This window comes from Psychrobacter sp. TAE2020, from assembly GCF_018919485.1.
Taxonomy (GTDB): domain Bacteria; phylum Pseudomonadota; class Gammaproteobacteria; order Pseudomonadales; family Moraxellaceae; genus Psychrobacter.
In genome coordinates this window covers 1,616,605-1,628,921 of record NZ_JAHLMU010000001.1, presented here as the reverse complement: position 1 = coordinate 1,628,921, position 12,317 = coordinate 1,616,605, and the positions used below count along the sequence as shown (strand labels likewise).

Annotated in this window: 11 protein-coding genes; all 11 read left to right on the top strand. The window is 41.0% G+C overall.

All coding sequences use genetic code 11. The features are described from left to right. The first annotated feature begins 113 nt into the window (after positions 1-113). Positions 114-479, top strand: a complete 366-nt coding sequence (locus KPY62_RS06605; protein ID WP_216581309.1) for a hypothetical protein — start codon at positions 114-116, stop codon at positions 477-479. A 201-nt stretch (positions 480-680) separates the two neighbouring features. Then, positions 681-1,478, top strand: a complete 798-nt coding sequence (locus KPY62_RS06600; protein ID WP_216581308.1) for an ATP-binding cassette domain-containing protein — start codon at positions 681-683, stop codon at positions 1,476-1,478. Between the two features lie 394 nt (positions 1,479-1,872). Continuing rightward, the gene (locus tag KPY62_RS06595; RefSeq protein ID WP_216581307.1) at positions 1,873-2,661 is read left to right on the top strand and encodes a transporter substrate-binding domain-containing protein; all 789 of its coding nucleotides are present in this window, start codon (positions 1,873-1,875) and stop codon (positions 2,659-2,661) included. A gap of 136 nt (positions 2,662-2,797) precedes the next feature. Then, complete coding sequence (locus KPY62_RS06590; protein WP_216581306.1) at positions 2,798-3,691, top strand: transporter substrate-binding domain-containing protein; 894 nt, start codon at positions 2,798-2,800, stop codon at positions 3,689-3,691. Between the two features lie 147 nt (positions 3,692-3,838). Next, a complete protein-coding gene (locus KPY62_RS06585; RefSeq protein WP_228730599.1) occupies positions 3,839-4,795 on the top strand; it encodes an ABC transporter substrate-binding protein in 957 nt (318 codons plus the stop codon). 313 nt (positions 4,796-5,108) lie between these two features. Then, positions 5,109-5,843, top strand: a complete 735-nt coding sequence (locus tag KPY62_RS06580) for an ABC transporter permease (protein ID WP_216581305.1) — start codon at positions 5,109-5,111, stop codon at positions 5,841-5,843. A gap of 12 nt (positions 5,844-5,855) precedes the next feature. After that, the gene (locus tag KPY62_RS06575; protein WP_216581304.1) at positions 5,856-6,581 is read left to right on the top strand and encodes an ABC transporter permease; all 726 of its coding nucleotides are present in this window, start codon (positions 5,856-5,858) and stop codon (positions 6,579-6,581) included. A gap of 164 nt (positions 6,582-6,745) precedes the next feature. Next, a complete protein-coding gene (locus KPY62_RS06570; protein WP_216581303.1) occupies positions 6,746-8,611 on the top strand; it encodes a DUF3616 domain-containing protein in 1,866 nt (621 codons plus the stop codon). Between the two features lie 156 nt (positions 8,612-8,767). Next, positions 8,768-9,796, top strand: a complete 1,029-nt coding sequence (locus tag KPY62_RS06565) for a DUF3616 domain-containing protein (protein WP_216581302.1) — start codon at positions 8,768-8,770, stop codon at positions 9,794-9,796. A 129-nt stretch (positions 9,797-9,925) separates the two neighbouring features. Further along, the gene (locus tag KPY62_RS06560) at positions 9,926-10,588 is read left to right on the top strand and encodes a fumarylacetoacetate hydrolase family protein (RefSeq protein WP_216581301.1); all 663 of its coding nucleotides are present in this window, start codon (positions 9,926-9,928) and stop codon (positions 10,586-10,588) included. Positions 10,589-10,830: 242 nt separating this feature from the next. Continuing rightward, complete coding sequence (locus tag KPY62_RS06555; RefSeq protein ID WP_216581300.1) at positions 10,831-12,309, top strand: alpha/beta fold hydrolase; 1,479 nt, start codon at positions 10,831-10,833, stop codon at positions 12,307-12,309. Positions 12,310-12,317 lie beyond the last annotated feature (8 nt).

Below are 12,317 nucleotides of genomic sequence, written 5' to 3'. Positions count from 1 at the left end.
ATTGCTTAATAAACCTAACTTGTTGCACAGCTTATGATGCAACCTAGTTGGAAAAGCTCAAACTACTATTATTTATTATCACAGTTTTTAATTTCACTAAAAAGGTAACTATTATGATCACGTCATTACCAATAGCTAAGAAACTACTAATGACTGCTTTGGCAGTAGCGGCATTGACATTAAGTGCTTGTGCTGACAAAGAGGCAGCGACTGGTGAAGCGGATATTACAGCTGATGCACAAACTGCCATAGAGCAAGAAGCTACAGGGGTTAGTGATGTAGAGCAAGGGACTAAAGCAGTCAATAGTACAGTTACTGTAGATGATCCATCAGTCAATGGCAGTGCTAGTGCAGAAGCTGATGATAATAAGGCTACTGTTGATGAGTTAGGCACGGAAGATGGCATAGAAGGTAATACTATCGATGATTCAGAAGTATTAGAGGGTAGCGAAACGCAAGAACACGTGTCGACTTACTGATTTTAACTATTAAGCCGCTGACTAATCAACTCTGTAAAACAAACATTTATGTCATTAAGTTGATTGGTAAAGCTGCTAATAGTGTTATTATATAGTCACATTTTGCGTTCTAAGATGATAAAATAAGGCTCAAGTCTGCACTAGCGGCTTGGCCTTTTTTTATGATGTATTTTTTATTAATAATCGGAAATATGCTGAACCATGCCTGATATGACTAAAGACTCGACTCGCCCTATCGCCTTAGAATTGCAAGACTTACATAAGAGCTATGGCTCCTTAGCTGTCCTAAAAGGCGTGTCTCTTACAGCCTATGATGGGGATGTTATCTCAATTCTGGGCTCATCTGGCTCCGGAAAATCCACCCTATTGCGCTGTATTAACTTGCTGGAAAAACCAACGCAAGGTCGAATTAGAGTAGGTGATGAAGAGCTAATCTTAAAGCCTAATAAATCTGGTGAGTTGCAGGCGGCAGATATCAAACAGCTTGAAAGCTTACGTGCCAGTGTGGGTTTTGTATTCCAGAACTTTAACTTGTGGCCACATAAGACCATTCTGCAAAATATTATCGAAGGGCCAACGCAGGTTCTTAAGATAAAAAAAGACCAAGCGATTAGCGATGCAGAAGTATTATTAGCTAAGGTTGGCTTATTGGATAAAAAAGACGCTTACCCAGCCAATTTATCTGGCGGTCAACTTCAGCGAGTGGCTATCGCTCGTGCTTTGGCTATGCAGCCTAAAGTGTTGTTATTCGATGAGCCTACGTCAGCACTAGATCCTGAACTAGTTAACGAAGTATTAGTAGTAATGCGTGAGTTGGCGGAAGAGGGTCGTACTATGTTGATCGTCACTCATGAAATGCGTTTTGCCCGCGAAGTCTCTAGCCAAGTAGTATTTTTGCATCAAGGCGTTGTGGAAGAGATAGGAACCCCTGAAAAAGTCTTTGATAATCCAAACTCGCAGCGAGTCAGAGACTTTATGGCTTCGCATCGTCAACACTAATATCTTAAAGCTATTAGCTTATCCATTAGCAGCTTAAAACTAGCAGCTGCCAAGGTTTTTGCCCAGCACGCTCACTACTACATATTAGGCCACTAGCATTTGCTGAGTGGCTTTTTATTATTAACTAACCTTGAAGCAAAAAATTCACTCTCCTAGTTTTACTAATATTATCTGCATGGCACTAGTTAAAATTTTGGCCACACTATTATAGTTATTACTCTACCGTTTATTACGGGATAATGACAGTCAACACCTAAAACGTTTGTTTTTGATATTTTAGTAAGGTATTATCGAGGAGTTTATAACCTATCGATATTTATGACTATTTTAGTGATTTGGCATGGATGTCAAATGCCAATAATAGCAGCCACGCTTATCAAGAATTAAGGAACATATGATGTTTAACTCCCGTCTTTTATGGTCTTCTATGACTATTACTGCCGCTATAACTTTGGCTGCTTGTAGTCAGCAAGATACTACTAACACTGACGCTACTGCTACTGATAGCGCTGGTAAAACCATTCGTATCGCTACAGAAGGTGCTTATCCTCCTTTTAACTTCACTAATGCTGATGGTAGTCTTGGCGGTTATGATATTGATGTAGCTAATGCTCTGTGTAAGCAAATGCAAGCCAAATGTGAAATCGTTGCTCAAGATTGGGACGGTATCATTCCAGGCTTACTAGCACAAAAGTATGATGCAGTGATTGCTGGTATGTCGATCACTCCTGAACGTCAAGAAAAAGTTGACTTTACTGAACCTTATTTCGCTAATACTATGGTATGGCTGACTGACACTAAAGGCAGCTTTGATCCTTTAGCTATTAAAAATCTGAATCTAGGTGGCCAACGTTCAACTACTCCTGGTGCCTATTTGCAAGATAACTATGAAGGCAAAGACGGCAATACTGTACAGTTATATGACAATTACGATAATGCCTATTTGGACCTGAAATCAGGTCGTAGCGATGCCGTATTAGCTGAAAAAGTCTCAGCAAAATCATGGTTAAAAGATAATCCTAAAGGCTTCGGTATAGTAGGCGATGAGATTGATAACGATGATAATATTGCTATTGCAGTACGCAAAGGTGATTCATTAAGAGAAGACTTTAACAAGGCTTTGACTGAGATTCGCAGTAATGGTGAGTTAGCACGCCTTGAACAAGCTAATTTTGGTGAATAGTTTTTAGTAATCGTTATGGTTTGTTAAGTTGCGATCTACTAAGTCATTTACCTATCAAGTTACTCCCTATACAGTAGTGAGCACTTGGATAATAAGCCAATTTAGCCACTACTAGATAAACAAAGGAATAGACATTATGGCCCTTTCAATAGCTTCATCAAAAATAACTAAAGCCATGTGGCTGGCACCTTTGAGTGCTGCTGTACTTATGCTTGTTGGCTGTAATAATAGTGCCACACCAACTGAGAAAGCTGCGACTGATACCTCAGCTGATGCTACACCATTGAATATCAAAATCGCTACCGAATCGAGCTATAAGCCTTTTAGCTATACTGATGCTGATGGCAAACTTATCGGTTATGAGATTGAGCTGGTCGATGCTTTATGTGAGCAAATGAAAGCTAAGTGCGAAGTAGTTTCTCAAGACTGGGATGGTCTGATTCCTGGTCTAAACGCGCAAAAATTCGATGCCGCTATTGCTGGTATGTCGATTACTCCTGAGCGTAAAGAAGTGGTAGAATTTAGCGATCCGTACTTTTATAGTGGTATCGTGCTAATTGGTAAGAAAGGCGATAATATTAGGGTTGAAGACCTAAAAGGTCAATCTATCGGCTCACAGCGTGCAACTATTGCCTCGCAGTACTTGCAAGACGATCATCCAGAAGCAGATATCAAGCTCTATGATACGCAAGATAATGCTTACTTAGATCTAACCTCAGGTCGTGTTCGTGCCATGATGTCTGATAAAGTCACTGGTATTGACTGGCTAAAAACAGCAGCTGGCCAAGATTACGAAGTTAAAGGTCAAGAAATCAGCACTAATGATGATGCTATGGGTATTGCTTTTCGTAAAGGCGATGCTTTAGTAGCAAAATTCAATACCGCTTTAGCTGAGCTAAAAGCTAATGGTACTTATGATCAAATCACTAGTAGCTATTTCGGTACTACCACTACTGCTGCTGCGCAGACCTCAGTGACTCCAGCTACCGAAGCCGTAGTTGAAGATAAGCCTGTTAAAGCAACTAATTAATAGCAGCATTAATAGCTATATCAAAATCAGCTAAAAATATTATTTAACACTGTAGTAGCGGGTAGCTAATAGCTTCTTTATAGGTCAAAGCCAAGCTACTACTTTTAGATATTCAGTTAATATGCTTAGCTAATAAGGGAATTAAGGATGATGACCAACAGTAATGCTAGCCAAGTTTCAGTCTTCAATAAGATACTAGGTGGCAAGGGCACAACCAGATGCCACTTATCAAAGACAATCCTGACCTTAGCTGCTGGCTTAGCTTTAGCAAGCTGTGGTAATAATCAACAAGTAGGCACAGAGGCGAATACTGACAGCAACGACAATGCTGCTGCTAGTCAGGATGAAGTGCTACGTATCGGTACAGAAGGTGCTTATCCGCCATTTAACTATACTAATGCTGATGGCTCGCTTGGCGGTTTTGATGTAGAAATGGCTAATGCTTTGTGTGCAGATATGCAAGTGACTTGTGAGATCATAGCTCAAGACTGGGACGGTATTATTCCCGGCTTAAAAGCGGGTAAATACGATGCCATCGTTGCTGCTATGTCGATAACCCCTGAACGCGCTGAGCAAGTCAGCTTTACTGATCCTTACTTTAGTAATAATTTAGTGTTTTTGGCTAAGCAAGATAGTAATTTTGATCCTAGCAACGCTAAGGATATTGATAAAAATCTAATTGCAGCCCAGCGCTCGACGATTTCATCACAGTGGCTTGAGAAAGCTTATCCACAAGCCAAAATGAAGCTCTATGATACTTTGAGTAATGCTTTTCTAGACTTAGGCTCGGGTCGTGTTGATGCGATGATCTCTGATAAGCTACCAGCGCTACAGTGGCTTAACTCAACCTCTGGTAAAAATTATGTGCTAAAAGGTGATGAGATCGATATTAATGATAACTTTGCTATTGCTGTACGTCCGGGCGATGAGCTACAAGCCAAGCTCAATAAAGCCTTAGCCAATATAAAAGCTAATGGTGTTTATGATGATCTTAATAAAAGATACTTTGCAGTACCAGCAGCTACTAGTGCTGTAGGCAGTGACTCAGCAACCAAGGCAGCAGTAAAGCCGGAAGGTAGTAATGCTGATAGCAAAGCGCAGTAAGGCTCAAATAGTTTATAAGTAAAAATGAGGATATCACTATAATGGTGCTATCCTTTTTGCTTTTTTTACCTCGCCTTTTATGTGATGCTAGTTACTGATGTTAGCAATATAAAACCTTTGTGCTAGAAGAAGTTATTTGCTAACTGTCGCTTTTATTTTTGCGATTAACATCAATGCTACTGGATATGATAAAATCAGCGCTCATTTCTGTATCTGCAATGAGCGAATCAATCACTGATTGTTTTGACCACTATTTTATTAACTTGTTAGGGCGTTTAGTGCGTCCCCATCTAAAAAGAATGAGTGAGCCCTAGTGTTTGATTTACAAGGATTTGGCGCGCTATTATTAAGCGGCGCAACTGTCACCATCAAGCTTGCTATGACTAGCTTAGTCATAGGTATGGCTTTAGGGCTGCTCGGTGCCACAGCTAAGTTGTCTAACGTTTGGCTGCTACGTAAGCTTGCGACCCTCTATACGGCAACGATGCGTGGTATTCCTGAGCTGCTATTAGTATTATTTATATACTATGGCGGTTCCATCTTATTGATGAGCGTCCTCAAAAAGTTCGGCTATAATAACTACGTTGAAATCAGCGCATTTTGGGGCGGGGTGATGGCGTTATCCATTGCTTTTGGTGCTTACGCGACCGAAATTTTTCGAATGTCGATTCAAGAGATTCCGGTAGGTCAAAGCGAGGCAGCCAAAGCGGTAGGTATGCGTCCTTTCCAGACCTTTTATCGAATTACCTTGCCACAAATATGGCAGATTGCCTTGCCAGGTCTAGGTAACCTATTTCTAGTACTATTAAAAGACACGGCGCTGGTATCAGTTATTGGCCTCAAGGATATTATGTATCAGTCATCACGTGCGGCACAATCCACCCAGCAACCTTTTACTTTTTATATGGCGGCAGCGATTATTTATTTAGGGCTGACGATGTTGATTACTGGCTTTATGATGTGGCTTGAGTGGCGCGCTAATCCTGCAGCTCGCTATTCTAAAAAGCTGAACCGTCAATCAGTAACCAATCAATCAATCAAAGGGTAGGGGGAGAGACTCATGGATTGGAATTGGCAGGTTATTTTTGATCATATCCCAGATTTATTGGGTGGCGCAGTACTGACTGTACAGTTAGTCATCATCTCCAGTATTATTGGCTTGTTCTTCGGCATAATATTGGCATTGTTACGGTTGTCCAAAAGCTGGATAGTACAAATATTACCTTTCTCCTATATTTTCTTCTTTCGTGGTACGCCCCTGTTAGTACAAATATTTTTGATTTATTATGGCCTTGGACAGTTTGAAGCAGTACGTAACTCTTTTCTATGGGAGCCAATACTGAGTCAAGCTTACTGGTGCGCTATCATTGCTTTTACTATGAATACTAGCGCTTATTTAGCAGAAATTATTCGTGGTGCTATTCAGGCTATTCCGATTGGCGAGCTCGAAGCAGCCGACGCTATCGGTATGTCCAAGTGGCAAAAGCTGACTCGCATTACCTTACCACGGGCTTTCGGTATCGTTATTCCTGCTTATAGCAACGAAGTTATTTTTATGCTCAAAGGTAGTGCCCTAGCTTCAACTATTGCTTTAATGGATATTACTGGCGTTGCCCGCACTATCAGCGCGCGTACTTATACCTTGATGGAACTGTTTTTTGCCGCAGGTATCGTCTATCTATTACTGTCTTGGGTCATTCTATTCAGCTTTAGACTGTTTGAAAAGCGCATGAACCGTTATATGACTTATGTGCCACCTGATGTGACTACTCGTACTATTCCTTAACTTATTGATACATTTATTACAATAGTAATCGTAAGTAAAAAAACATACTATGTATCGAAAATAAGGCCTTAAAAATATTTAAGGCCTTATTAGCTTAATAGAGCCTAAGATTTAGTAGGCATGTAATCATTTCAAATGTTTTTTTGTGAAAAAGTAGGTAGATTTTGAATAGAAATTCCAATGTACTATTTGATAAAGATTTGAGCGAAAATTTATACCAGCTGTTAGATGAAGGTGTGGCCAAAAAGTTAGCAGGCCAACCCCTTCAACGTTTAACTGCGGATTTAAGTAATAGCCTAGATAAGAGGCTAGATAGTGACTTAAACCATCCTCTAGTAAAAAATTCTGATAACCGTTTAGATGAGTTGCCAAATAAAAATCTTATTAAAAAGAAGAAGAAAAAGAAAAAAGATAAGCCTGAATTAGTAGCTCCATTAGCTATTAAGCTTGATAAAGCAGTAGAAACGGAAGCTAAGCCTTTACTTGGTACTTCAAAAGCTGTCGAAACTATGTTTCGCAATGCCTTACGTACTGAGCTTGATTTGATCGCCTTAGCGGCAACCAAAGCCAATATTATGATCTCGCTCAATGGTATTATAATTTCAGCTTTGATGATTTCAGGCGCCTTTATCTTTGTGTCCTCAGCAGCATTTTTGATCCCAGCTGGGATGTTTATGTTTACTGCTGCCGCTTCAATATTCTTCGCTATACTCGCCGCCTCACCCGAAAAAGCAAAATTCTTCAAAGGTTTTTCTAATTGGTTCAAAGCCTTTGTTAAGCGTGATGCACATTTCCATGATTTAAAGGAATACTTGGCACGTGCCAATCGAACTTCATTGAACGGTGATATCAATCCACTGATTAATAAAGACCGTATGCAATTGTCGCGTGAAGAGTACTGGGAGCGCATGCAGATACTGATGCGTGACCGTGATGAGACTTATCATGCAATGAGTGATCAGCTCTACTGGCTCGGTCAAATAGCAGCACACAATTTTAAAATGCTCAATATCTCTTATGGCTTATTCCGTTGGGGTATGCTGGCCTCCGTATTGGCTTCTATATTGCTAAAGTTGATGTTGTTCTTTTATCCAGGAGTAGGTGCTGACATTCCCCCACAGCTGGATCAGACAGGCATGGGTACTTTGACTGGAGTCTTTGAGCCATCAGCGGTACAACAGTTACCTGATGGACGAGTATTAGTAATTGAGGATGAAGAGCAGCGCGCAATGAATCTTATGACTATAGCGCCTGATGGTAGCTTGAGCGAAAACGCGGTAGCTAGTCTACAGTTGACTCGTAGTTTCGGTCGCAAGCTCAACGATTTAGAAGGTCTAGCAGCTGATGACAAAGGTTTTATTTATACGGCTACCTCGCATTCGTCTGACACTAGTGGTAAGCGTGATCCTGCTCGCGAACAGTTGATACGCTTTCGGGTTAACGGTAACATCGCCGGTGATATCTCTAATATCAGTAATTTACGTGATAGCTTAATGAAGTCGCCAGTGGTTGATGCTGCCTTTAGGGCACGACTGAATACTAAGGTTAATTTCGATAAGCTAGATATCGAAGGCTTAGCTTATGACGATAGCAAAAACTCTCTAATGCTAGGCTTGCGGGCACCTATGGCTGGCAAACTATCTGTGATTATACCCATTGTTAACCCAAATCAGATGTTTACCGATAACGTGGCTCCAGTCTTCGATCAACCTATTTTCTTGGATCTGAACGGTGGTGGTATTCGCTCTCTATACTTCGACCCGGTATTAGCAGTGTTCATTATTGCTAATGAAATTAATGATCCAGCAGGCAATAAAGAAGCACAAATTTGGACATGGACGGGCAACCGTAAAGACAAGCCTGTTAAAGTTGATACCCCTGAGTTAGCAGCGCTTCAAAATATTGAAGCTGTTGATTCAATTACCGCTAACGGCACCATCAAAATGTTATTCATGGCTGATGAAGGTGATGCTAAAAAGGGCATTCATGCCAGATATATGATGTTAGATTATAATAAATTTAGCCAATAAATATTATTTATTATTATGAGCTACTGCCATTAGCTAGCCTAACTACAGTTATGATTTTAAAAAGGTCAGTTTAGGGGCTAATTATCAGCGATACTAGTTCATTATTTTATTATTGCATATGCTGTTCCACAGTTAACTATCTCATGAGAAAGTATTATGAACATATTACCAAGTCGCATTTCTTCGAATCTTCGTTTGGGCCTATTGACTACAGCATTAGCTGCTATCGCAGCTGGCTCCTTACTGTTGTTCTATCCTACTGCGAAGGCGACACCAAGTTTGAGTGAAGATGGGATGGGCGTTTTCAGTGATATTTACGAGCCTTCAGCAGTGTTCCAGCTTAATGATGGCAGAGTGCTACTGGTCGAAGATGAAGAACATCGAGCGATGAATATTTTGACTATCTCTCCTAACGGTAGCTTAAGCGAAAACAAAGCCGCCAACCTTAGATTAACTGAAGGGTTTGAGCGCCAGCTTGACGATTTAGAAGGCTTAACGGCTGACCACGAAGGGTTCATTTATGCAACCACATCACATTCATTGCGGAAAAACGGTGACCGTGATCCGAATCGCGAGCAGTTACTGCGTTTTCGAATTAAGGGTGACGATGTTGCTGACATCGTTAGTATTACTACCTTACGTGATGATTTGACTAAATCTAAGGAGCTAGCGGCAGCGATAAAAGCTGAAACTAATAAAGAGCCTGACTTTAATGAATTAAATATTGAAGGGTTAACTTATAATCATAAAGCTGATGATCTGATGCTTGGCTTGCGTGCGCCACTAGCAGGAAAGTTAGCTATTGTAGTGTCGATCGCTAATCCGAATGCGGTATTTGATGACCAAGCTGCAGCAATATTTGCTAAGCCTATCTTTCTAGACTTAGATGGTGGTGGTATTCGCTCATTACATTTTAGTACTGCTCTAAATAAGTATGTCATCGCTAACGAAGTACAAAATGAAAAAGGCAAAGACCACTCTAAGATATGGACTTGGAGCGGAAATCCTAAAGAGGCGCCTATCGCCATAGATCTACCTGAGTTGTCAGATATGAAGAACATCGAAGGGATCGACTCTGTCAAAGTGAATGGGGTAGCTAAACTACTATTTACCGCCGATGAAGGTGATGAGAAGAAAAATAAGCCAGCGAAATATCGATTTATAGATGAAGCTAAGTTTAAATAGCTGGTTATTGATTGCTAACCGTTATGAAGCGGTTAGAAAGTAACTGTAAAATAGTTATCCAAAAAGTAACTGTAAAATAGTTATCTAAAAAGTAACTGTTAACCCTTAATTCTATAGTGAGCTCCTGTTATGAATTCTGCATCATTGAAGCCTTTAACTATTGGCAAAGTTGTCTGTGTTGGTCGTAATTATGTGGCTCATGCACGTGAATTAGGTAATGAAGTGCCTAGTACACCGCTATTATTTATGAAGCCGGTCTCCGCTATAGTGAATATTAGTAATACTGCTGCTGCTAATAAAATTGTCCGACCTGATACTAGCCGCTATGGGGAAACCCATTACGAGGCAGAATTATGTATTCAGTTAATGGCTGACTTGTGTGCTGCGACTGTTGAGCAAGCGCAGCAAGCAGTTGGCAATGTAACTTTAGGGCTAGATTTGACCTTGCGTGATTTGCAAAGTAAATTAAAGGATAAAGGCCAGCCGTGGGAGCGTGCTAAATGCTTCGATGGGTCTTGTGTACTCGCAGATTGGGTTGATGCGCGAGCGTTTGGTGACTTAACTCAAGTACATTATCAGCTTTATATCAATGATGAGCTCAAGCAAGATGGCGATAGCGCTCTGATGCTATTTTCAGTATATGAGCTGCTAGCGGACATTAGCCACGCTTTTAGTCTGCAAGCCGGTGATGTCATTATGACTGGCACACCGAGTGGTGTTGGTATATTGCAGGCTGGTGATGAGCTGAAGCTAGTCTTAGCTGCGCATCAGTGGCAAGCCCAAGTACAATAAACCCTATTCATAAGCAATTATTCGCATAAAATCCGTTCTATCGAATCATAGGTTTTGGCCTAGGGTTTTTTGTTATATCACTTATAGTTTATCACCGAGCCAAATAGGCTGAGCCAGTCGCAAAAACTCTTAATTGACTAGCCTATTAATGACAAAATTACTTAAGAGTCAAATCATCTTCTTTTGTTTAGTAAATTTAAAGGCTAAGATGATCCTATCTTTATCATAGAATACATAAAACTATGCCCAGTCCAGAGTCATTCGTGACCTTTTATGATCTCTCCAGCTCTGATATCAGTGCAAAACCTGATGTCGACACCGCTACCAATTTAGATACTGACAAATATCCCCCGAGTGATGTGTATGAGCAGTTAGCCGATCTTGACTACATTCATGTCGATCGACCAACGACAGATGATAGAGACCCGTTAGGCCATCAGGGGCCTACCTCTTTGAGTGATGTGTTCGAAGGATTAGCTCAGTTGGCTACTATGGGTGTAGTTGAAATCACTGATATTGTAGAAGCGATTCATCGGGAAATTATCTTACGACCTATTGGTCGCTTTAATGAAGGTAACTTGAGCAAGTGGCAGCGTGGTATCACTGGCCGTATTTACGGTACCGTACGCTATATCACCTCAATGGTTGGCAATAACTTGACTACCGGGTTATGGTTATATAACAACATGACTAAGCAAAAAAATATCCAACGGCTTCCTAGAAGTCTTAGACGGCTAGTTAATATCTTAAATGGGGTAATGGGGGATCACTTAGTCACTCACAAAAACCCTCTCGCTATTCCTATGGATATGTATGATAGTAAGAGTTATCTGCAACGCGAAACCCTGTCAGGACGAGTAATTATTCTCTGTCATGGACTGTGTATGAGCCATTTAAGTTGGAACGTTGCTCATAATAACAGTCTAGGTGAGGCGCTCATGGCCAGTCAGCCCAACGCTACTATCTTATACCTTAACTATAATACTGGACGCCGTATCTCTAGTAATGGGCGTAGTTTCTCTAACATGCTACAGAATTTGGTCGATGATAATCCTGATATCTCACAAATTGATTTGATCGGTCATAGTATGGGCGGATTAGTTGCTCGCAGTGCGCTGTTTTATGGTAAAGAACAAGGCAACCACTGGGTACAGCGAGTGGGTAATCTAGTCACTTTGGGCTCACCACATCATGGCGCAAGCTTAGAGCGCATTGGGGTTTTTGTGCAGGATATGATCGGTAAGCTACCTTTTGCTGGATCCTTAGCTAAGCTGGGCGATTTACGCAGTGCTGGCATTCTGGATTTACGCTATGGTAGCGTTCGTGATGCCGACTGGAACTCGTTACCCGGTCGCAGTGTGTTGCCACAAGACTTTCGTCATCCTGCACGTCTACCTTTACACGTGCGCAGCTATTTCGTTGCTGGTACCTTAGTCGAGGCCCACTACGATTCTAAAGCTGCAAGCCTATTAGGTGATGGCTTAGTAACAGTAGAATCGGCCTTGGGTGAGGATGCTGGCGAACATACCTTGATAGTGCCAGAAGGTCACAAAGCTATTTTCTATGGAGTGAGCCATTATAATTTGATCTACAATCAACGCGTCCATGAGCAAGTTGTTATTTGGTTATTAGATAATGGCCAAAGCGATCTTAATCAGATGTATCAGGCGCTTAGAACTCGTATCTACTCTTATCCTAATGATTTAGATGTAGTGGTTTAGACAGAGTA

What these genes read in the sequence shown, in the direction of transcription:
- KPY62_RS06605 (WP_216581309.1), top strand. Translation starts at nt 114, where the DNA reads ATGATCACGTCATTACCAATAGCTAAGAAACTACTAATGACTGCTTTG.
- KPY62_RS06600 (WP_216581308.1), top strand. Translation starts at nt 681, where the DNA reads ATGCCTGATATGACTAAAGACTCGACTCGCCCTATCGCCTTAGAATTG.
- KPY62_RS06595 (WP_216581307.1), top strand. Translation starts at nt 1,873, where the DNA reads ATGATGTTTAACTCCCGTCTTTTATGGTCTTCTATGACTATTACTGCC.
- KPY62_RS06590 (WP_216581306.1), top strand. Translation starts at nt 2,798, where the DNA reads ATGGCCCTTTCAATAGCTTCATCAAAAATAACTAAAGCCATGTGGCTG.
- KPY62_RS06585 (WP_228730599.1), top strand. Translation starts at nt 3,839, where the DNA reads ATGATGACCAACAGTAATGCTAGCCAAGTTTCAGTCTTCAATAAGATA.
- KPY62_RS06575 (WP_216581304.1), top strand. Translation starts at nt 5,856, where the DNA reads ATGGATTGGAATTGGCAGGTTATTTTTGATCATATCCCAGATTTATTG.
- KPY62_RS06565 (WP_216581302.1), top strand. Translation starts at nt 8,768, where the DNA reads ATGAACATATTACCAAGTCGCATTTCTTCGAATCTTCGTTTGGGCCTA.
- KPY62_RS06560 (WP_216581301.1), top strand. Translation starts at nt 9,926, where the DNA reads ATGAATTCTGCATCATTGAAGCCTTTAACTATTGGCAAAGTTGTCTGT.
- KPY62_RS06555 (WP_216581300.1), top strand. Translation starts at nt 10,831, where the DNA reads ATGCCCAGTCCAGAGTCATTCGTGACCTTTTATGATCTCTCCAGCTCT.